Consider the following 20902-nt stretch of genomic DNA (forward strand, 5'->3'; position numbering starts at 1 on the left):
CGTCGCGTGGGGGACGACCCGCGAAAAACCGCCCTGGCCGTCGATCAGTTCACGTCCTGCAGCTGCTCGCGGGAGGGGCCGCGACCGGCGCCCTCGCCGCCGGCGTAGATCTGGGGGGACTCCACCCCAGTCACGACGATCATCGTCCGCATCCGACCCTCGATCTCCTCGTCGACGGAGGTCCCCCAGATGATCCGGGCGTCGGGGTCGATCCGGTCGTAGATCTCCTCGACGACGCCCTCGGCCTCGCCGATGGACATGTCCGAGCCGCCGGTGACGTTGACCAGCGCCGAGTTCGCCCCGGAGATGTCCACGTCCAACAGCGGCGACCGGAGCGCGGACTGCACCGAGTCCTCGGCTTTCTCCTCGGTGTCGGACTCGCCCAGCCCGATCATGGCGACGCCACCCTTCTCCATGACGGTCCGAACGTCGGCGAAGTCGAGGTTGACCAGCCCGGGCTTGGTGATGAGTTCGGTGATTCCCTTCACCGAGCGCATCAGCACCTCGTCGGAGACCTTGAACGCCTGCTTGACCGGGAGCTTGCCCACGGCGTCAAGGAGGCGGTCGTTGGGCACGACGATCACGGTGTCGGAGACGTCACGGAGCCGTTCGAGGCCGGCCTCGGCGTTGGTCCGTCGGACCTCACCCTCGGCGGTGAACGGCGTCGTCACGATGGAGATGGTCAGCGCGCCCGCGGCCTGTGCGGCCTTGGCGACGACGGGCGCCGAGCCGGTCCCGGTGCCGCCGCCGAGCCCGGCGGTGACAAAGACCATGTCCGAGCCGGCGATGGAGTCCTTGATCTCCTCTTGGGACTCGATGGCTGCCTCTTCCCCGACCTGCGGGAGCGACCCCGCACCGCGGCCCTGGGTCTTCTCCTTGCCCATCAGGATCTTGGTGTCGGCCTCGATGGAGACGAGGTGCTGCACGTCGGTGTTCGCTGCGACCAGCTTCGCGCCGTGAATCCCCTCCTCGTGCATGCGGTTGACGGTGTTCCCGCCGGCACCCCCACAACCGACGACCGTGATGTTGGTCTTCAGGTCCTGCAGGACCTCCTGAAGCTGCTCGTCGGTCATCTTCCCCGAAGCGGGAGTGTCGCCGCCGGTGTCAACGTCGGCGTCGGGCTCGGCAGCCCCCTCATCATCGGCCGTCGGCTCCGGTTCCCCGCTGCCTTCGCCTTCGGCCTCGTCGATTGCCTCTTCTACGATGGAGTCCATTTGCTCGTGGCTATACAGTGGAGCCTATTCATCTTTCTCCCTTTCCGGTGGTTCTCGCCACCATCGGTAGGATCCCCCTTACTCGACGGGGAACCGCTCCTCGCGTTCGCTGTGGACGGCTGTCGGCGGAATCAGTTCGCCGTCGACCTCGACTGACTCCCCACTGGAGAGCATCCCCATCTTCGGCCCCTCGGGGATCCCCAACTTCCGCGCCTTCTCCGGGTCGAACGCGTTCTCGCGGGCGACGACGGCGCCGTCGTCGACGCTGACGCTGTCGTAGTCGGTCCGCAGGATCGCCGCGAGATCGTCGATCAGGTCGTCGTAGGCCTCGGCGTCCGGGATGGCCGCTGCCCCGTTCGCCCGCGTGCCGTTCTCGATGGTGTCGAACGCGACCGTGGCAGCGTCGACGGCCGCCCGCGTCGCCTCGGCGTCGACGTTCTGGGCGGCCGCGAGCAGGTCGTCCGGCAGGTCCACGCGCTCCCAGTCGCCCTCCGCGTCGGGAACGACCGAGCCGAAGCGCAGTCCGTCGTCGACGGTGGCGACCCCGGACTCCAGTTCCCGGACCAGCCCCAGCGGGCGGTCGCCGACCGTCCGGACCCACGTCTCGCTGACGACCCGGTAGCCCATCTCCTCGACCGCATCGGCCACCTCCGAGTGCTCACCGTCCAGCAGCGCGTGGGTCGCGCCGCTGCGTCCGAACGCCGCACGGAGCGTCTCGCGCGCGGCGTCAGTCCGCGGGTGGCCCAGTTCGTCCAACTGCCAGTCGCTGGCGATGTGCCCGACGGCCCACGGCGTCTCCTGTACGACGCGGCCGAACCGCGGCGCGTAGTGGCCGCCGCCGATCCCGACCAGTTGTCGCTCGCGGTGGGCAGGCACCCCACGAAGCGAAAGCACGGCCTGTGCGACCGCGCGGGCACCGGCAGGGTCGTCCCACTGCTCGTCGCCGCTTCCCAACTCCGCGAACAGCGAGGGGGTGTCGAGTGCAGTCGGGCCGTGGTGGGTTCCCTCGACAGCCACGTCGTAGCCTTCGGGGGCGTGTGCCGACAGCGCGCCGAGGTACGCCGAGAGCGCGCTCGGGGCGGCCTCGGCGAGGTCGCCGTCCTCGCCGCCGTACTCCGCCTCGCCGAAGTTACCGGTGAAGTGGCCCGTCAGGAGCGCGCCGGTCTCCCCGGAGTGCCGGGAGACGAAGACGAGCAGGCGCGGCGCCTCGCTGAACGCCGGCGCGGGGTCGTCCAGATGGATGTGGAGTTCGTCGAACTCCCGGACTTCGAAGGGGCCGTCGCGGTAGTAGGTGCCGCCGCCGTCGGCATCCGGTCGATCGGGGTCCTCGTGTTCGGTCCAGTCGGCGCGGGCGAACAGCTGCTCGCCGATGTGGAGCGAGGCTCTGTCGGCCCGCGAGACGACGATGCCGATAGTCATGGCTGGGACTCGGCCGGCGCCGGGGAAGTAGCCGTCGGCTCCGGCGTAGGGGTCGACCTACCCCCCGCGATGCTGGCGCGAGGTTTTTTCCGGCCCGCACGCCCCACCCCACCCATGGACGTCTACGGCCTGATCGGCAACCCCGTCGAACACTCGCTCTCGCCGCCGATGCACGAGGCCGCCTACGAGGCGCTCTCGCTGGACGCGCGGTACGTCACGCTGGAAGCCGACCCCGACCGGATCGGGGCCGCCGTCGAGGGCGCCGACGCGTTGGGCGTCGCCGGACTCAACGTCACGGTGCCGTTCAAACAGGACGTGCTGGCCCACGTCCACCCTACGGAGACGGCCGCGGCTGTCGGCGCGGTGAACACGATCACGTTCGCTGGCGACGGCACCACCCCTGAGGGCCACAACACCGACGTAGAGGGTGTCGTCCGCGCGTTCGCCCACCACGATGTGCCGATAGAGGGGCGCTCGGCGGTCGTCGTCGGCGCCGGTGGGGCGGGCCGGGCAGCGACCTACGCGCTCGCCGACGCCGGCGCCGACGTGTTCGTCTCCAACCGGACCGTCGAACGTGCCGAGGCGTTAGCGGACGATTTCGAAGGCCTCGGCGTTGAAGGAGGCGGCCTTGACGCGCTTGAAGACCGGCTCCCCGAGGCGGACCTCCTCGTCAACGCGACCAGCGTGGGGATGGAAGACCCGGACACCTCGCCGGTCCCGGCCGAGCTCCTGCACGACGGGCTCGCGGTGTTAGACGCCGTCTACACGCCGCTCCGGACCAAGCTCCTCCGGGAGGCGGCCGCGGCGGGGGCAGAAACGGTCGACGGCGCGTGGATGTTGCTGTTTCAGGGGGTCGCCGCGTTCGAACGCTGGACCGGCGTCGAGGCCCCCGTCGCCGTGATGAACGAGGCGCTCCGCGACCGCCTCTGAGGCCCGGAACCGGCCGTTTGACACCCGAACCGACCGAGGGCGACGCTGCCTTTTTACCACCGGGGGTCATCTTCCGCGACAGTATGGTACTGCGGAAGCTCAAACGGCTCCTCGGGTTGGAGTCCAGTGATGACGGGGGACGCTCCGAGCGCGACGTGACGGTACAGCAGGAGCGCCCGGACCCCGACGCCGAGAACGAGGCGGCGGTCAAAGGGGTCGACGACGAGGAGGACGGGGAGGACGAGGAACCGGCAGCGGCCGGCACCGACGCCGCCGCGTCCACGGGGTCGCTCGTCGACGAGGCCGAGGCGACGGAAGAGCCCGAGGGTCGGGCCGAACCGGCCGAGGCTGCCGCCCCGGAGGGCCAGGACGAATCGACCGATTCGGCGGCGACCGAGGCCGACGACGCCGAAACGGAAGCTGACGTCGACGACGATGCGGAGGCCGACGACGACGAGGACGCCGAGCCGGTCGCCGCCGGCACGGACGCCGACGCCTCCACGGAGTCGCTCGTCGACGAGGAGGAGGCCCAGTCCGAGCCGTCCGGACGAGCCGAGCCAGCGGAGGCCGCAGGCCCCGACGCAGAGGACGAGTCGACCGACGTGTCGGAGGCCGACGCCGACGTGGACGAACCCGACGCGGAGAAGACTGTCGAGGACGAGATCGCCGAGGCCGAAGCCGAGGAGGGAGCCGACGAGGCCGACGCCGACGACGGCGTCCCCGTCGACGAGATCAAAGGGATCGGCCCGGCCTACTCCGAGCGCCTCGCCGAGATCGGGATCGAGACGGTCGCTGCGCTCGCGGCCGCCGACGCCGCCGACGTGGCCGAGCGAACGACGGTCCCCGAGAAGACCGTCCAGAAGTGGATAGACCGCGCGAACGACGCCTGAGCCGAACCCGCTCGTTTTTAGCGCCCTGCCGCCGACTGTGCAGCCATGACTGACACCACGGTGGTTACCGCGCCCGAGCGCTTCCACGCCGTGGCTGCCGACGCCCCGGCGGGCGCTCGCGTGCCCGTCGAGATCACGACCGTCGTCGACGACCCCTTCGACGCCTATCGCCGCGCCCGCGGCGAGCGCGGCGGCGCTTTCCTCGAAACGACCGGCGGCCAAGAGGGCTGGAGCTACTTCGGCGTCGAGCCGATCGACTTCCTCACCGCCTCGCCGGACGCCGTCCTCGCCGAGAACTGGTGGAGCGACGAACCGGACCGTGGCTTCGGCGCCAAGCGATCCGAGAGCCTCGCCGCCCTCGACGGCCTGCTCGACGGCGAGTCGCTCGTCCGCGGCGACTGTGACGTGCCCTACCCCTGTGGCGCCATCGGCTGGCTCTCCTACGACATCGCGCGGGAGTTGGAGTCCTTCCCCGAGGACGGCGCGGAGGACGAGGCCGGCCACCGCGGGCTTCCACGGCTCCAGATCGGCGTCTACGACTGCCTCGCGGCCTGGAAGGAGCCCCACGACGGCGAGGTCACGCTGCGTATCAACGCCTGTCCAGAGATCCCGGAGGGCGCCGGCGAGGCCGAACTCGACGCCTGCTACGACCGCGGGCTGGCGAAAGCCTGTGAACTCGGGCGGCAGGCCCACGTGGGGGACCCCGATGTCGGTCCCGCGCCCGTCGAGACCGACGAAGCCCGGTTCCGGAGCACCTGCGGGCGCGAGCAGTTCCGCGAGCGCGTGCGCCGCGTGAAGGAGTACGTCCGGGAGGGCGACACGTTTCAGGCGAACGTCTCCCAGCGCCTCGCCGCCCCCGCGGCGGTCCACCCCGTCGACGCCTACGACGCGCTCCGAGAGGTCAACCCAGCACCCTACTCCGGCCTGCTGGAGTTCCGCGGCGTCGATCTGGTAAGTGCGAGCCCCGAACTCCTGCTCGACCGCGAGGGTGACAGCCTGCTCACGGAACCGATCGCCGGCACGCGCCCCCGCGGCGACACCGACGAGGCGGACGCCGCGCTCGCCGACGACCTCCGGACCGACGAGAAGGAGCGCGCCGAGCACGCGATGCTCGTCGACTTGGAGCGCAACGACCTCGGGAAGGTCAGTGCCTACGGCTCCGTCGAGGTAACGGAGTACCGTCGGATCGACCGCTACGCCGAGGTGATGCACCTCGTCTCGTTGGTCGAGGGGCGACTCCGCGAGGACGGCACGCTCGCCGACGCCGTCGCGGCGACGTTCCCCGGCGGCACCATCACCGGCGCGCCCAAGCCGCGGACGATGGAGATAATCGACGAACTCGAACGCCGCCGACGCGGCCCCTACACCGGCAGTATGGGGATGTTCGGCTTCGACGGGCGAGCGACGCTCAACATCGTCATCCGAACCCTCGTCCGCCACGCCGCGGAGTACCACCTCAGCGTCGGCGCCGGGATCGTCCACGACTCCGAACCGGACGCCGAGTACGAGGAGACCCTCGCGAAGGCGAAGGGGCTGATCCGAGCGGTCGACACCGCGTTGGAGCAGGGCCACCTCGAAGTGGCCGACGAGCCGGCCGACGGTGACGCTGATCCCGCTGCTGACACAGGCGACGGCTCCGCCGCTGCGGAGGCCGGCGACCGACGCGCCCCCGAAGAGGTGGACCGATGAGCGGGCCGCAGATCCTCGTGATCGACAACTACGACTCGTTCGTCTACAACCTCGTGCAGTACGTCGGCGAGGCCGTGCAGTCGACGAACGGGGAGGTCACGGTCCGGCGGAACGACGCCGTCAACGCTCGGGAGATCAGGCAGTTAGCGCCGGACGGCATCGTCGTCTCGCCGGGGCCGGGGACGCCGGCGGAAGCGGGCGTCTCGATGGACGTGTTCGACCTCGACTACCCGACGCTGGGTGTCTGTCTCGGTCACCAGGCGCTGTGTGCGAACAACGGCGCGCCGGTCGGCCACGCGGACGCGGTCGTCCACGGCAAACCCTCACGGATCTCCCACGACGGCGAGGGGGTGTTCGACGGGCTTCCGGAGGGTATCCGGGTCGGCCGCTACCACTCGCTGGCGGTCGAGCGTGACGCCATTCCCGACACCCTCGTGGAGACGGCGACGACCGACGACGAGGACGTGGTGATGGCGGTTCGCCACCGCGAGAAACCCCACGTCGGCGTGCAGTTCCACCCCGAGAGCATCCTGACCGAACACGGGAAGGCGATGGTCCGGAACTTCCTGATGATCTGCCGGGAGTGGGAGCGATGACCGAGGAACGCCGGTACCACGTCGACGGGCAGCTTCTCCCCGCGAGCGAGGCGTCGGTCTCCGTCGAGGACCGGGGGTTCCAGTACGGCGACGCGGCGTTCGAGACGATGCGGGCCTACGGCGGTGAGCTGTTCGAGTGGGGAAGTCACGCCGCCCGGCTCGAGGGGACCTGTGAGGTGCTCGCGCTCGACCACGGGCTCTCGCGGGCCGACCTCTACGAGCGGGTCCACGAGACCCTCGACGCCAACGGGTTCGACGACGCCTACGTCAAACTCTCGATATCCCGGGGCGTTCAGCCCGGGAAGCTCGACCCCCAGCCCGAGGTTGACCCGACGGTCGTCGTCTACGTCAAGCCGCTGCCCCGCGGCGGCGTCGACGGCGAGCCAGTCTGGGACGGCCCGGCGACGCTCCGGACGGTCTCGACCCGGCGGGTTCCCGACGCGGCGATTCCCGCGCGGGCGAAGACCCACAACTACCTCAACGGCATCCTCGCACGCCTCGAACTCCGGGGGACCGACGCCGACGAGGCGCTCATGCTCGACGGCTCGGGGTCGGTCGCGGAGGGTGCGACGAGCAACGTCTTCGCCGTCGACGGCGACGGGCTTCTGACGCCGCCGCTCTCCGGGCCGGTGCTGCCGGGGATCACGCGGGAGACGGTGCTCGACATCGCCGCCGAGGAGGGGATTCCGATCCGCGAGGCGACCGTCGGGCCGGACGCGCTCCAGCGGGCGGACGAACTGTTCGTCACGAACTCGACCTGGGAGGTCCGGCCCGTCGACGCTCTCGACGGGACGACCATCGGCGGCGGCCCGGTGACGGAGCTACTGGCACGGAGCTACCGCCAGCGTATCGAGGACCGGTTCTACTAGGTCGCGGCCATGACGATCACCACGAGCGCGTAGACGAGCACCAGCAGTACCGCGGCGATCACGAACTTGAGCACGCGGCCGTCCTCGGTCGGCGTCTCGCCCTCGGGGAGGCTGTCGTCGTAGAGTTCGCCGTCGTCCTCGCTCATTACCCGAAAGAGGGGACACGCGGGTATCAATCCGTCCTTCGTGGCCTCAGAAGTCGAACGGCGAGTCGCTCGTGGGGTCTTCCGCCCCGCCGTCGTGGTCGCTTCCTCCGAGATGGTCGAACGTGTAGGCGTCGTCGTCGAGCAGCACGTCGCCGTCGACGGTTCGAACGTCGAGGGCGTCGAGCGCATCGCCCTCGCAGGGGCCTGCGGTGCAGCGGCCGCTGTCGCACTCGAAGGTGGCGCCGTGTTGCCGACAGAGGATCAGGCCGTTCCGGATGTCGGCGCCGTCGCCGCGGTCCAGGGACACGCCGGGCCAGTGTTGGCAGTAGTTGAGCCATCCCTCGACGCCGCCGTCGGTTCGGACGAGGATCGCTTCGCGCTGCTGGCCGCCCTTGCGGTCGCGGACGGTGAAGAGGAGACTCCCTCCCTCCGGGACCGAGTCGGCGTCGGTGATCCGCTCGCCGTCAGTCATCGGCGCCGATAGCCGGCCGGCAGTAAAGAGGGGTTCGGGTCCGTAGAGGGATCGAAGTAGGCGTCGACGGCACGCTCTCGGGAGATGTCGTCGAACGCAGATTGAGGGTCGCTATATCCCCGCCGACGGAGTCACGGCTCGTGGGTCGTGATCGTCGGCAGGAGAATATAGCGGGAGGTAGATTTGAACTACCGATCTCCGGGTTATGAGCCCGGCGGAATCTCCTGGCTATCCCATCCCGCTACCTGTACCAACTGGCGTTCGACGGTTAAGGGTTCTGATTCGGTCGTCGTCTCGTGGTTTCGGCCACCTTACTCCGTGGTCACACGCCACGTGAACAGGCTCTCGGCCACGTAGTTGACGACCATCCCGACGCCGATGCCGCCGACCTTCGAAACGACGAACCACGCGTCCAGTCCCGCGAGGGTCCACTCGACACCGAAGGCCCGGTAGAGCAGGCTGAACGTCCCGAGTTGGACGAGGATGCCGCCGATACGGACGAGGTTCGAGCGGGCCAGCCGTCGCAGCCCCGCCGCGAGGCCGTCGACGCCCCGCTCGGCGAACGTCCAGTTGTCGTTGAGCAGGAACATCACCACGACGGCGACTTCGATGCCGACGAACACCGCGAGTTCGGGGTAGACGCCGAGTTCACGCATCCCCGTCGAGACCGCGAGGTCGAACGCCGCGCCGACGACGCCGACGGAGACGAACTGGCCGAACCGTTCGGGGGCGACCAGTTCGTCGGGCAGCAGTCTCACGACTCCACCCGGTCGATCAGGAGCGGCCGATCCAGCCACCCGGATAGTCGCTCGTGGAGCCGGTTCCCCGCCGCCGCCTTCGCCCGGTGCCGGGCGCTCAACAGCCCGGTGAACATCGAGACGGTGTCGCTCACGGGGTCGACCGTCGACTCCGGTTTGTCCTCCCAGACTACCGGGACCTCGGCGATCTTCCCGCCGAGGGCGCCGGCGACGGCGAGCAGTTCGATGTCCCACGCGAAGCCCGGCTCGGTGAGGTGCCGGCGCACCCGCGCCCAGAAGTTCGCCGAGACCGCCTTCGCACCACACTGGTAGTCGTGGAGGTCGGGCGTCAGCAGTTGGCGGGCGAGCCACGCGAAGCCGTCGCCGAGCAGTCGGCGCAGCGTCTTCTGGTGGGACTGGACCTCCGCCGCAGGGTGTCGACGGGAGCCGGCCGCGAGGTCGAACTCGCCGCTGGCGACGGGGTCGATCACGGCCGCCACCGAGTCAGCGGGCGTCGAGCCGTCGGCGTCGGCGAAGGCCAGCACGTCCGTCGAGAGGGCGTCGAACCCCTCGGTGATCGCGGCGCCCTTCCCGCGGCGACGGTCGGCGACGTGAACCGTCGCTGGGAGGTCGGCGAGCGCCTCGGCGTCGCCGGGGGCGGGGTCGTCGAGTTCGATCCGTAGCTCCGTCGGGTCCAGTCGCTCGTCGAGGGCGCGCACGTAGCGCGAAAGCCGGTCCACGTTCGGCTGGTAGGCGGGGACCACCACGCCGACGGAGCGAGCCATACGGCGAGGTTCCGCGCCGGTCGGGAAAAAGCGTCCGAACTTACGCGACTCGGGTCAGGCCCACTGGCCGAGACCGGTCTGTTCCTGCCCGGACTTCACCTCGTCCCACGAGAGGCCGAGCGCCTCGATAACGCGCTCGATCGGTCCCTTCAGCGTCTTGTCGAGCATCTTCGGCCAGTCGATCTCGAAGGCGTCGGGGACCTCCTCGGCGTACTCGAAGCAGATCACGTCGGGGTCGCGTTTGAACTCGCGGTAGAGCGGGTCGGTCTGGGGGTTGAACCCCTCCTCCTCTTCCATGTGCTGCCAGAACTCGGGGTGGACCTTCTTCAGGTAGAGCCGCTTGGGTTTCGAGCCCCGCTGGAAGTTCGTACCCAAGAGGAGGTTCGCGTACTTCGCCCCGCGGACCTGTGCGGTGTCGGTGTCGTAGGCGTCGAGGCGCTTCCCGATGCCGCCAGGGATGCCGACCTCCTCTAAGTCCGCGTCGCCCTCCTCGAAGGTCGTGATCTCCTCGTGGAGGTACTCCTTGACCTCGTCCAGTTCCTCCCCGCGGACGATCATGTCGATCACTTCCTTCTGGACGCGCTTGGTGACCGCCGCGATGTCCGAGCGCTTGTACTCGAAGCCGGTGATGTCGATGTCGTCGACGTCCTTGCCCTCCTTCCAGACGATGTGGCCAGCGTAGCGTTTCTTCTTGCCTGCTTGGAAGAACCGGCGGTAGAGCTTCTCGAACTCGATCTGGAAGCGGTGGCTGTCGGCGTTGAGTTCTTCGCGGGCGAAGTCGTCGTAGCGCTCGTTGATGTGCTCCTCGATGCCGAAGGACTGCTCGATGGCGTCTTCTTTCGAGGCGTCGGGACCCAGCGAAAGCATCACCGAGTCGGTGTCGCCGTAGGCCACCTCGTGGCCGAGCTCCTCGGCGGCGGTCTCGGTGAACTCGATCACTTCCCGGCCCGTCGCCGTCACCGCGGCGGCCCCCTCGGTGTCGTAGAGGCGGAAGCGGTCCCACCCCGAGACGCCGTAGAGGCTGTTCATGATGACCTTCACCCCGCCCTGCTGGCGGTCGTAGCGCTCGTAGGCCTCCGAGTCGGGCTCGTGTTCGTCACGCAGGGCCTTCTTCTCCTCGCGCTCGGTGAGGAGCTCGTCGATCATCTCGCGCATGATCCCGTCGGGCTCCTTCCGGAAGTGGGTCCCGTCGGGGGCGTGGTACGTCTCGCCGTCGTACTCGTCGGGGTCGACCTTCGTCTCGGGCGAGGAGTTGATCGTCGCCATCGACATCGGGTAGAGCGACTTCAGGTCGAGCACGGTGACGTTCTCCTTGACACCCGAGATGGGCTCGAAGACGGCGCCGCCCTCGAACTCCTCGGCGGCCTCCTGCTGACCCTTCGAGGGGAGCCCGAACTCGCCGTAGGCCTTGTGCAGGACGTACATGTCGACCGCGTCGCCGGCGGTCGGAGCGTCCTCTAACTTACAGCCGACGAACGAGCGTACCTCGTCCCAGAACGCCACGACGGACTGCTTGCGGTCGATTTCGACACAGAGCTCCACGTCACGGAGGTTGTACTCGAGTAGCTGTTCGGGGTCCTGCTCCCAGAGGTCGCCGATGTCGCCGGAGTAGTGTTCCTTCCCCACGTCGAGTTCGCGCTCGCCGATGGCGTCGAGACGGAACGACTCCAACTCCTTGATGACGATCTGTTTGTAGCCGTACAGCAGGTCGAACACCACGCGGCCCTTCACGTCCGGGCCGCCCCAGTCCGAGCGCCAGACCTCGTTCACCCGGGAGAGCCGGTCGATGTCGAGGTCGTACTCGCTGCCGTGGTCCACGACCTCCAGTCGGTCGAGCACGTACGGCATGTCGAAGTCCTCGAAGTTCCAGCCCGTGAGCACGTCGGGGTCGGTGTCCTCGATGTAGGAGACGAACGCGTCGAGCATCGCGGCCTCCTCCTCGAAGGTCCGCACGTCGACGCTGCCGGAGTCGGCGATCGGCTCGTAGCCGTCGAGGTCCTCGGGTGCCGGAACCTCGGCGTCTGGGGCGTCGTAGAGCCAGACCACGTACTCGTCGTCGTAGGAGTCGTGGGAGGTGAGACAGACGATGGGCTCCTCGCCGTCCTCGGGGAAACCGTTGCGGTCGTCGACCTCGATGTCGAAGGTGTTGACGCGGAGGTCGGCCGCCGTCGGTGCGTCGACGGCGACGAGCTGTTCGTCGTCGTAGCGCACCTGGATCCGGCCGTCGTCGAGTCGGCGCTCGGGCACCTGCAGGCCGGCGCTCACGTCCTTGTCGATGAGGAAGCGGTTCGGGAACAGGATGTCCGCTTCGTAGTGCTCCTCGAAGTCGTCCCGCATCTGCCCGACGTCCCGTGGGGTTTGGCCGATGACCTTCGTCAGGGGCCGCCCACGGATCGACTCGAAGGGGTCGCCGTTCGGGTCCTCGGTCCGGGTGTCGAGGATCGCGTCGTACTCCTCGGTCAGCGCGCGGTCCGCGACGTTCTCGGTGGGGACGTAGAAGTACGGTTCGACCCCGAGCACGCGCACGTGTTCGGACTCGTTGTCGGCGGTCCGGCCGAACACGTGGATCACGGGGTACTCACCCGCGCCCGACCCTTCGATGGTGTAGTCCACCTGCGAGACCGTCATCTCCACGACCCCCTCGCTGTCGGGGAACCGCAGGTCCGCGGCGTCGACGACCTCGCTCACCGTCTGGCCGGCGTCGCCGGCGACGACGGCGGCCTCCTCGTCCGGTCGACCCCCGCCGCTCCCCCCGAAGTCGGCGAGACCCGACTGCTGACGCTCGCTCATTACCGATGCTTTGCCGTGATCCGTTAAAACGGCGGTGGTCCGCCCCGCCCCGTACTGTCGGCCGACCGAGCGACGGGTTCTCACACTGCCGAAAGGCATATCACCACTGGTTTGGTACAGTGTGACATGCCCGACGAGAGCGGCCTGACGGAGGCGGCATCGGAGCGTCCCGGACCCGCAGACGACGGCTTCGAGACCGTCGAATCCTACGAAGTCGACGGTGGCGTCGTGCTCTACGACGCCGAGGCACCGCTCGCGTGGATCCGGAGTGACGGCGCCGAGCGCTTGAACGATCACTGCTGAGCCGGACTGCGAACCCTTTTCCCGGTCGGTACGACAGAGTGAGACGTGAGTGACGACGACCCGGTGGACGCGTTCGTCGAGGGCACCGTGGAGCCGTTCGGCGACGAGGACGACGAGCCACTGGGCCCGTCGGCCCCGAAGGCGCGGGACATGGAGGCCGAACTCCGCGAGCGGACCGGCGCCGACCCCGACTCGACGGAGGACCTCTCGGAGATCGACGGCGACACCGCGACCGCGTTCTGGGCAGCGGTGTTCTACGTCAACGTCGGCGTGCTCCTGCTCGCGGTCGGACCGATCCTCTACGTCGACCGTGGGAACGCGCTCGTCTCGCTGGCAGTCTTCGCCGCCGGCGCCGCGCTCGTCGGCCGTGCGTACATGGTCTACCGGAACTTCCGAGCCGAACGGGACGCGGAATCGGCGGACGAAGAGGACCCGGACGGGGAGAGGGACGCCGAGCAAAAGGATACTGTCGACGAAGCAGCCGAGGAAGACGCTACCGACGACGGGGCGACCGACACCGACGACCTCTGACCCCGGAAGCGTTTTGCGCGGCCCGCGCCTCCCCCGAAGCGATGCGATCGGTCGAGACGCCCGACGGCGAACGCCACGTGTTGCTGTCGAGCACCGACGGGACGGCCCGCGTTCGTGACCCGGCTACCGGGGTCGAACGGACCGTCGACACCGCCGACGTGGAGTTGATCGAGGAGTCGCCACTCTCAATCGCCGCCGGGGGCGTTCCGTCGGCGGTGAGGCGAGCGATCACGGCCGTCCACGACGAGCGAACGCTGGGCGTGCTCGTGACACTCGTCGACGACGGCCCGACGGCGGTCGTCGACCTGCTGGGCTACGCCGGACTGTGTGAGAGCGACTTCAACGGACTGTTCGGCGAACTCCGCGCGGCGGGGCTGGTGAGCGAGTGCCGCGTCGCCGGCGAACGGGGCTACGAGGCGACAGAGACGGCAGAAGAGGCGGTGGAACTGCTCCGGGGCGCCGGCGGCGATTAGTCGTCGTTCTCCATCAGCGCTTCCGCCCTCGCGAGCGTCGCCGCGTCCTCCCGCCGGGCGGTCGAGCGGTTCGTCGTCGTGTCCTTCTCGACGGTCACCAGGTCGTCGGCGGCGTCGACCAGTTCGTCGTCGTGGCTCACGATCAGGATCTGTCGTACGCCGAACCCCCGCATCTCCTCGACCAGATCCACCAGCCGTGAGACGTGGCCGGCGTCCAGGAACACCGTCGGCTCGTCGAGGATCAGCGGCGGCGTCGGCGCGGCCCCTTCAATCCCCTCCGAGAGCAGCCGGTAGATCGCACAGCGCAGCGAGAGGTTGAACAGCGCGCGCTCGCCGCCGGAGAGTTGGTCGGGCGACAGGGGCGTGCCGTCCTTCTGGTAGACGGTGAGGTCGTACTCGCCGTCGAGTTCGATGTGGGAGTAGGCGTCGTTGCCGTAGGCGAGATCGAACGTCTCGTTCAGCATCCGTTCGAGACTCTCGACGTTTCGCTGGCGCAGTTCCGCCCGGAGGTCGCCGTAGGTCCGCTCCAACTCCTCGGTTTCCTCGTGGAGCGACTCCAGATCGGCGACGGTCTCTGCGAGGTCGGCGTGTTGCTCCCGGAGCGCTTCCAGTTCCTCGATCTCCTTTTCGACGCTCCCGATCCGGCCGGTGAGGTCGTCGCGCCGTTCCCCCAGCGAGTCGAGTTTCGCCTCGACCTTTTCGAGGTAGTCGACGGCGTTCTCACGTTGCGTCCGGGCAGCCTCGACGCGCTCGCGATCGAACTGCTCGCGGAGTTCCTCGCGGCGCTCGCGCAGGTCCTCCAGCCGGTCACGGCGCTCGGCGGCGAGTTCGCCCTTGCTCTCACGTCGCTCACGGAGTCGTTCGATCTCGTCCTCGTCGTCGTCGATAGCTGCGAGCGCCTCGTCCACGTCGCCGAGTCGGTCGCGGCGCTCGTCGATAGTCTCCAGTTCGTCGTCGATCTCGGCGACCCGTTCGGCAGCCGTCTCGGCCGCCTCTGCGGCCGACTCGGCTGCCTCGTCGGCCGTCTCCGCCTCCGCTTCGAGGTCGTCGGCCTCCGCACGGAGGCGCTCGGCCTCGGCGCGGTTCGACTCGACGCTCCCCTCCAGTTCCTCGGCGCGCTCGTCGAGCATCTCCCGACGCTCGGCGAGGGACTCGGCGCGGCCCTCGGCGTCGGCGAGCGACTCGGCGTCCTCGATGTCGGCTTTCAGTTCCGCCTTCCGACCGTTGAGTCGGCCGAGTTCGGCGGAGAGTTCCTCGACGCGCTCGCGGTCGGCGTCCAGCGAGTCGACGTGCGGGGAGTCCTCGACTGGCTGCCCACACTCGGGGCAGTGGCCCGCTTCGAGTAGCTCTTCGACCTCTTCGACGCGGTCCCGTGCGGAGGCGAGCCTCCCGACCGTCTCCTCTATCTCGGCTTGGACGTCGTCGAGGTCCTCACGGAGCGACGCGCGGTGGGACTCGGCCTTGCCCATCACCACGGGCGCGTCGGCGAAGCGGTCCTCGATCCCCTCGCGTTCGTCGGCGACGTCGTCGAGGTCCTCACGGAGGTCGTCGAGGTCGGCTTCGGCCGCGTCGGCCTCGGTTTCGAGTTCGTCGGCGCGCTCGCGCTTCTCGGCCGCCTGCTCGCGCAGTCGTTCGGCGTCGTCCCGACGGCTCTCCGTCTCGTTCTCGCGGTCGTTCACGCGGTCACGCTGCTCCTGGCGCTGCTCCCGTAGTTCGGCTTCGCGGTCGGAGAGTACTTCGCGTGCGTCGGCGACGGCCGCCTCCGTCGCAGCGTCGATGCCGGCGGCGTCGGCGAGGTCGGCGAGGTCGGCCTCGCGTTCGTCGATCCGCTCGCGGATCTCGGTGATCCGGTCGAGAAGCGTCTCGCGTTCACCCTCCGTCTCGCGGATGGCGGCTTCGAGCTCCTCGATCTCCTCGCCCAGTTCGTCGAGTTCCTGTTCGCGGTCCTCGGCCGCCTCGATGATCGACTCGGCCTCGTCGCGGCTCTCGCGAGCCTCCTCGCGGTTCCCCTCGAAGCGCTCGATCTCCCCGTCGAGTTCCGACAGGTCGCTTTGTAGCCCGTTGAGCCGTTCGTGGAGGTCCTTCGCCTCCTTCTCGTCGATCTGGTCGTCGAGTTGGTCCAACCGGCCGCGTTTGTTGTCGAGTACGTCCTCGACGCCGAGCCGGGCGTCGCCGGCGCGCTCGCGGTACTCCTCCAGCTTCCCCAACTGGAGCAGGTCGTCGATCATCTCACGGCGCTCCCGCGGCGTGGCGTTGATGAGGCGGTTGACCTCGCCCTGTCGGATGTACGCACAGTTGCGGAACGCGTCGCTGTCCATCCGGAGCAGGTCGTCGCCGACGAACTCGCGCACGTCGCGGGCGCCCTCGATGGTCGTCTCGGGGCCCTCCAGCACGCAGGTCCGGGTCGAGACCGACCCCCCCGACCGGCGGAGTTCGCGGGTGATCCGGTAGGAATCGCCGGCGTGGGTGAACCACAGTTCCACGTCGGTCTCGTCGGCGCCGGTGGTGACGGCGTCGTCGAGCGTGCCGTCGAGGGCCTTCGAGCCGTAGAGCGCGAAGAAGCAGGCCTCGAGCAGCGAGGACTTTCCGGAGCCGTTCAGCCCGTGAATGACCGTGACGCCGTCCTCGAAGCGCAGGTCGGTGTCCGCGTAGGGCTTGAAGTTCCGGAGCCGCAGGCGGTCGAACTTCACAGGTACTCCTCCATTGTTCCCTGCCCGTCGCCGTCGGGGTCGGGCTCACTCTCCGAAGCAGCCCCCGAGGCGTCGGTGGTCGCGGTCGCCGCGGCAGCGTCGGCGGCCGTCGGTTCGTCGCTCCCGGCGGTTTCGTCCTCGTCGGCCGGCCCCTCGGCTGACGGGTTCTCGCCCTCCCCGTCGTCGGCCCGGTCGAACGCCGCGGGCTCCTCGCCGAGCAGTTCTGTCACGCGGTTCTTCACCTCGTCCCGGACGTTCGAGTCCGAGACCTTGCTCTCCCGGACCGTCTCGTCGATGTCACGGGCCGCCGACGAGAGGCCGAGGTCGGCGACCCGATCGGTGACGGCCTCGTCGGGGTCGGCGAAGCTGACGCCGATTTCGGCGGCGTCCTCGATCTCCCGCCGGTCGGTGACACGGACCAGCAGGGCGCCCTCCTCGGCGCCGGCCTCTTCGACGGCCGCGGGGGTGACTGGCTCGCCCTCGCCGGTGATCTCGACGATGCAGACCGCGTCGGTCAGGTCGTGCTGCCGGACCTGCTCGCGAACGCGTTCGACGCCCTCACCCTCGGCGAGGTCGACCGAGACGAACGCGAAGGGCCGGGTATCGAGGCTCCGTCGGCGGATGTCGACCTCGCCGTCGAAGGTGACGAGGTTGTAGCCGCGGGCCTCCTCCTCGCTCGCGCTCGCGCGCTCGGTCGACCCGCAGTAGGTCACCCACGTTCCCGAAACCTCCGCGGTGTCGGGCTTGTGGTTGTCCCCGAGCAGCATGGCGTCGAACTCGACGCTGGCTTCGGAGAGCACCGTCTCGCTGTCCCACTCCCCGAACTCGAAGGGGGTGAACAGGCCGTGGGAGACCAGCGCCGCGTACTCGGCCTCGTGGTCGGCGAACTCGTAGTCGAGGTCGGGGCGTCGGGCCTCGGGCACCCAGTCCAGCCCGTAGAACGCGGTGTCGCCGACGACCGTTGGGGTCTCGTCGAGTCGCGTCGCCAGCCCGGTTCCCTCGAACAGGTCCAGCCACTCGCCGGTCCGGGTCGCCTCGTGGTTGCCGACGACCGCGAGGAACGGGATGTCGGCGTCGTCGAGTCGGCGCAGCGCCGACAGCACGCCCATCAGGTCCGGCAGTTCGGGACGGCGGTCGTGGAACAGGTCGCCGGCGTGGACCACCGCGTCGACGCCCGCCTCGATCGCGTCGTCGACGACGGCGTCGAACGCCCGGCGGAAGTCCGCCCGGCGCTCCGGGGAGTGGTACTGCTGGTAGCCCACGTGGGTGTCGCCCGTATGTATCACCCGAGTCATCTGTCACTCGGTATGTTCCCTCCCCGGAAGAGCGTTGTGCGAGCGCGGTGGAAGTGGTTCGTCCCCGACCGTCTCCCCCTTGGCGTCGTCGGCGCCCGCCGCCGCTCTGAGGGTTGAGAGGTCCGAGAGCACCGCGGTTCCGCGCTCCACGATGGTCTCTTCGCCCGCCCGGTCGGCGGTTCGGATCGCTCGCCGCAGTCGACGTTCGCCCCCGGCATCGACGAACGCCGCCGTATGGGTCACTCGATCCATCGCTGTCTCGGCTTCCGTGACGGTTCGCTCCAGATCAATCTCAGGGTCGGTGGGGTGTCCGTCGGTGAGGTCGTCAGCGCCGTTCGCGGGCACGCCCTTGGCGAGCCGTCCCAGCGCCCGTGCGACTGCGTTCGGGTCGGTCACCGCGGGAGTGGGCCCGTCATCCCCCTTGAGAATTCGGTCGAAACACCAGAGAGCGGCGCCCTGTCGGCCGTTCCGGGCGGCGGCCGATTCCGTCGCGACCCGAAGCCTCATAAGAGTCAGCCGCCTACGGTCCGGCAATGAGCGACACGGTTGACGACGTGGATCTCCCCTACGAGGAGACGGCGTCGCAACAGGAGAAGATCGAGTCCCTTCGTGACCGTCTGGAGGATCTGGAAGACCAGAACGAGCAGATGCGGGACAGCCTGCTCGACGCGAACGCCGAGAACAACAAGTACCAGCAGAAGCTCGAGCGGCTCTCCCACGAGAACGAGAAGCTCAAGCAATCGCCGCTGTTCGTCGCCACGGTTCAGGAGATCACCGACGACGGCGTCGTGATCAAACAGCACGGGAACAACCAGGAGGCCCTGACCGACGTGACCGACGAGATGCGCGAGCAGATCGAGCCCGACGACCGCGTCGCGGTCAACAACTCCCTCTCGGTCGTCCAGAAGCTTACCCGCGAGACCGACGTGCGGGCTCGCGTCATGCAGATCGACCACTCGCCTGACGTGACCTACGCCGACATCGGCGGGCTCGGCGACCAGATGCGCGAGGTGCGCGAGACCGTCGAACTCCCGCTCACGCAGCCCGAGACGTTCGACACCGTCGGGATTCAGCCCCCGAGCGGCATCCTCCTCCACGGCCCGCCGGGGACGGGGAAGACGATGCTCGCGAAGGCCGTCGCCAACGAGACCGACGCGAGCTTCATCAAGATGGCCGGCTCCGAACTCGTCCACAAGTTCATCGGCGAGGGCGCGAAGCTGGTGCGTGACCTCTTCGAGGTCGCCCGGGAGAACGAGCCCGCGGTCATCTTCATCGACGAGATCGACGCCATCGCCTCCAAGCGGACCGACTCGAAGACCTCCGGCGACGCCGAGGTCCAGCGGACGATGATGCAGCTCCTCTCGGAGATGGACGGCTTCGACGAGCGCGGGGACATCCGCATCATCGCGGCCACCAACCGCTTCGACATGCTCGACGAAGCGATCCTCCGACCCGGCCGCTTCGACCGCCTGATCGAGGTCCCCAAGCCCGACGTCGCGGGACGGGAGCTCATCTTCCAGATCCACACCCGCGACATGAACGTCGACGACGACGTCGACTTCGCCGAACTCGCGGAGATCGCCGAGGACGCCTCCGGCGCCGACGTGAAGGCGATCTGTACCGAGGCGGGGATGTTCGCCATCCGCGACGACCGCACGGAGATTCGCCGCGAGGACTTCGAGGCCGCATGGGAGAAGCTCCAGCAGGACGACACGATGGAGACGGGCGACTCCCCGGCGTTCGCCTGACCCGGTAGCGACTCGATACCGGCCGGACTTTTTCTTCCCCGGCGCGATCCACGCGCTCTTGGTCGACGGTTCAGTGATGTCTCAACACCGCGACGCCGCACGCTTTCTCGACGCCGACCCCCCTGACGTCGATGCGCTGGACGCGTCGCTGGCGAACATCGAGCAACGGATCGAACGTACGGCCGATGCCGGACCGGGGTCTCAGAGCAGGTAGAAGATCGCCGTCGGCACCGCGAACAGCAACAGCGTCATCGCCAGCAGGATCAAGCCGTAGCCGCCAAGCGCCCCCGCCAGCGCGCGCCACGAAGGGTGTCGGATGTCCATACCGAGGTACGGACCCGCCCCGACTTAGTTTTGCAGGGTCTCAGCCGATGTACCGAAGCTCCTCGTCGCCGCCCATCCCGCCACCGCCCTCCTGCATCTGCTGGATCTTGCCGACGACTTCCTCCATCTCCTCGGCGCGTTTCTCGAGTGCGGCGAAGTCGACGCGGAAGTCGAGTTGGGCCTCGAGGGTCTCCAGCACCGCCTTCGCGCTCTTTGGGTCGACGAGGTAGCCGCTGGTCTCGCCCATCAGGCAGGCCACGTCGAACCCGCGACGGCCGCCGAGGCCGAGCAGCAGCCCCGAAACGCCGACGATGCCCCCGGCTGGCTCGTCACCGCGGAACTCCACGCCGGCGTCGGCCAGCGAGTCGATGAGGTCGGCGTCGCTGACGGCGCCGAGGACGTTGTGTTCCTCGATGAGTTCACCGGTCGGGACGCCGCCGAGCGCGTAGGCCTCCTCGACGCCGAACTCCTCGGCGACGTCGAGGAACGCCTCGGTTAGCTGGTAGTGGCCCTTGTTGCTCCCGGCCTGGTGGTTGCCGGTCAGCACGAGCAGGTCCCGGTCCGCAGTGACCGTCCCGGGCCCCTCGTCGTCTTCGGCGTTCTCGGTCTCGTCGTCTCCCTCCTCGGTTTCGCCGCCGTCGGCGAGTGCGTCATCCTCGGAGTCCGCCCCGTCGGGGTCGGCATCACCGTCGGCTTCCCCGTCTTCCTCTTCCTCTTCCTCGATTTCGGTCGGCGTCGGCGAGGAGAGGTCGACCGCGTGGAAGGACGCACAGGTGAGCGAGGCGACGCCGTCCTCGTCGACGTCGACCTGGGGGGGGAACTCGTCGGCGTACACTCGGCGAACGAGCGTACTCTCGAACTCCTCGAGGAGGTGCTCGGCGGCGAGTTTTCCCACGTGGCCGACGCCGGGGAGTCCCTCGACCAGCACGGGCTCCCGGAGTTCGGGGTCTTCGAGGGTCTCGATATCGATGGGGTCCATACCGGCGAATGGGTCACCGATG

Annotated in this window: 22 protein-coding genes and 1 tRNA gene; 10 read left to right on the plus strand and 13 right to left on the minus strand. The window is 68.9% G+C overall.

What is annotated here, in order from left to right; translation table 11 throughout:
• Nucleotides 1-44: 44 nt before the first annotated feature.
• Both ftsZ and NO998_RS04850 read right to left on the minus strand, forming a co-directional pair.
• Entirely contained in the window at nt 45-1214 is a 1170-nt protein-coding gene (gene ftsZ / locus NO998_RS04845; protein ID WP_267645938.1) for a cell division protein FtsZ, read from the minus strand.
• Nucleotides 1215-1292: 78 nt separating this feature from the next.
• Complete coding sequence (locus tag NO998_RS04850; RefSeq protein ID WP_267645939.1) at nt 1293-2633, minus strand: D-aminoacyl-tRNA deacylase; 1341 nt, start codon at nt 2631-2633, stop codon at nt 1293-1295.
• A 114-nt stretch (nt 2634-2747) separates the two neighbouring features.
• Here NO998_RS04850 and NO998_RS04855 point away from each other — a divergent pair, with 114 nt between their 5' ends.
• The 5 genes from NO998_RS04855 to NO998_RS04875 all read left to right on the plus strand — a co-directional run bounded on the left by NO998_RS04855 (nt 2748) and on the right by NO998_RS04875 (nt 7607).
• On the plus strand, nt 2748-3563 hold the full coding sequence (locus NO998_RS04855; protein WP_267645940.1) for a shikimate dehydrogenase: 816 nt from the start codon (nt 2748-2750) through the stop codon (nt 3561-3563).
• Nucleotides 3564-3646: 83 nt separating this feature from the next.
• On the plus strand, nt 3647-4453 hold the full coding sequence (locus NO998_RS04860; RefSeq protein WP_267645941.1) for a helix-hairpin-helix domain-containing protein: 807 nt from the start codon (nt 3647-3649) through the stop codon (nt 4451-4453).
• A 45-nt stretch (nt 4454-4498) separates the two neighbouring features.
• The gene (gene pabB, locus NO998_RS04865; protein ID WP_267645942.1) at nt 4499-6142 is read left to right on the plus strand and encodes an aminodeoxychorismate synthase, component I; all 1644 of its coding nucleotides are present in this window, start codon (nt 4499-4501) and stop codon (nt 6140-6142) included.
• Entirely contained in the window at nt 6139-6738 is a 600-nt protein-coding gene (locus NO998_RS04870; RefSeq protein WP_267645944.1) for an anthranilate synthase component II, read from the plus strand. Before pabB ends, NO998_RS04870 begins: the two co-directional genes overlap by 4 nt.
• Entirely contained in the window at nt 6735-7607 is an 873-nt protein-coding gene (locus NO998_RS04875) for an aminotransferase class IV (RefSeq protein ID WP_267645945.1), read from the plus strand. Before NO998_RS04870 ends, NO998_RS04875 begins: the two co-directional genes overlap by 4 nt.
• On the opposite strand, the gene NO998_RS04880 is transcribed toward NO998_RS04875, so the two are convergent.
• From NO998_RS04880 to NO998_RS04905, 6 genes are all read right to left on the minus strand, one after another.
• Nucleotides 7604-7753, minus strand: a complete 150-nt coding sequence (locus tag NO998_RS04880) for a hypothetical protein (protein ID WP_267645946.1) — start codon at nt 7751-7753, stop codon at nt 7604-7606. The two genes, NO998_RS04875 and NO998_RS04880, sit on opposite strands and share 4 nt — an antisense overlap.
• Nucleotides 7754-7799: 46 nt before the next feature.
• Entirely contained in the window at nt 7800-8225 is a 426-nt protein-coding gene (locus tag NO998_RS04885; RefSeq protein ID WP_267645947.1) for a Rieske (2Fe-2S) protein, read from the minus strand.
• Between the two features lie 168 nt (nt 8226-8393).
• Nucleotides 8394-8468, minus strand: a tRNA-Met gene (locus NO998_RS04890).
• Nucleotides 8469-8536: 68 nt separating this feature from the next.
• Entirely contained in the window at nt 8537-8983 is a 447-nt protein-coding gene (locus tag NO998_RS04895; RefSeq protein ID WP_267645948.1) for a GtrA family protein, read from the minus strand.
• Nucleotides 8980-9747: a glycosyltransferase gene (locus NO998_RS04900; RefSeq protein ID WP_267645949.1), complete on the minus strand. Its 768-nt coding sequence runs from the start codon at nt 9745-9747 to the stop codon at nt 8980-8982. The genes NO998_RS04895 and NO998_RS04900 overlap by 4 nt, the downstream gene beginning before the upstream one ends.
• 54 nt (nt 9748-9801) lie before the next feature.
• On the minus strand, nt 9802-12537 hold the full coding sequence (locus NO998_RS04905) for a DNA-directed DNA polymerase (RefSeq protein WP_267645950.1): 2736 nt from the start codon (nt 12535-12537) through the stop codon (nt 9802-9804).
• Between the two features lie 126 nt (nt 12538-12663).
• Here NO998_RS04905 and NO998_RS04910 point away from each other — a divergent pair, with 126 nt between their 5' ends.
• From NO998_RS04910 to NO998_RS04920, 3 genes are read left to right on the plus strand one after another with little or no spacing between them, the layout of a single operon-like run.
• A complete protein-coding gene (locus NO998_RS04910; protein WP_267645951.1) occupies nt 12664-12840 on the plus strand; it encodes a DUF7331 family protein in 177 nt (58 codons plus the stop codon).
• A gap of 45 nt (nt 12841-12885) precedes the next feature.
• Entirely contained in the window at nt 12886-13371 is a 486-nt protein-coding gene (locus NO998_RS04915; protein ID WP_267645952.1) for a DUF7322 domain-containing protein, read from the plus strand.
• A 41-nt stretch (nt 13372-13412) separates the two neighbouring features.
• On the plus strand, nt 13413-13844 hold the full coding sequence (locus NO998_RS04920) for a DUF7346 family protein (RefSeq protein WP_267645953.1): 432 nt from the start codon (nt 13413-13415) through the stop codon (nt 13842-13844).
• Here NO998_RS04920 and rad50 read toward each other — a convergent pair.
• The 3 genes from rad50 to NO998_RS04935 are packed head-to-tail and all read right to left on the minus strand — an operon-like array spanning nt 13841 to nt 18225.
• Entirely contained in the window at nt 13841-16534 is a 2694-nt protein-coding gene (rad50, locus tag NO998_RS04925; RefSeq protein ID WP_267645954.1) for a DNA double-strand break repair ATPase Rad50, read from the minus strand. The genes NO998_RS04920 and rad50 overlap by 4 nt on opposite strands.
• A complete protein-coding gene (gene mre11 / locus NO998_RS04930) occupies nt 16531-17829 on the minus strand; it encodes a DNA double-strand break repair protein Mre11 (protein ID WP_267645955.1) in 1299 nt (432 codons plus the stop codon). Before mre11 ends, rad50 begins: the two co-directional genes overlap by 4 nt.
• Nucleotides 17830-17832: 3 nt before the next feature.
• Nucleotides 17833-18225 carry a DUF7966 family protein gene (locus NO998_RS04935; RefSeq protein ID WP_267645956.1) on the minus strand — a complete coding sequence of 131 codons (393 nt, stop codon included), beginning with the start codon at nt 18223-18225 and terminating at the stop codon, nt 17833-17835.
• A 137-nt stretch (nt 18226-18362) separates the two neighbouring features.
• On the opposite strand from NO998_RS04935, the gene pan1 reads away from it, so the two are divergent.
• Both pan1 and NO998_RS04945 read left to right on the plus strand, forming a co-directional pair.
• Complete coding sequence (gene pan1, locus NO998_RS04940) at nt 18363-19577, plus strand: proteasome-activating nucleotidase Pan1 (protein ID WP_267645957.1); 1215 nt, start codon at nt 18363-18365, stop codon at nt 19575-19577.
• 76 nt (nt 19578-19653) lie between these two features.
• A complete protein-coding gene (locus NO998_RS04945) occupies nt 19654-19791 on the plus strand; it encodes a hypothetical protein (protein WP_267645958.1) in 138 nt (45 codons plus the stop codon).
• On the opposite strand, the gene NO998_RS04950 is transcribed toward NO998_RS04945, so the two are convergent.
• Both NO998_RS04950 and NO998_RS04955 read right to left on the minus strand, forming a co-directional pair.
• Nucleotides 19779-19901, minus strand: coding sequence for a hypothetical protein (locus NO998_RS04950; protein ID WP_267645959.1), 123 nt, complete (start codon nt 19899-19901; stop codon nt 19779-19781). The two genes, NO998_RS04945 and NO998_RS04950, sit on opposite strands and share 13 nt — an antisense overlap.
• 40 nt (nt 19902-19941) lie before the next feature.
• Entirely contained in the window at nt 19942-20880 is a 939-nt protein-coding gene (locus tag NO998_RS04955) for a PAC2 family protein (protein WP_267645960.1), read from the minus strand.
• Nucleotides 20881-20902 lie beyond the last annotated feature (22 nt).

Origin of the sequence: Halolamina litorea, from assembly GCF_026616205.1 — an archaeon.
Lineage (GTDB): Archaea > Halobacteriota > Halobacteria > Halobacteriales > Haloferacaceae > Halolamina > Halolamina litorea.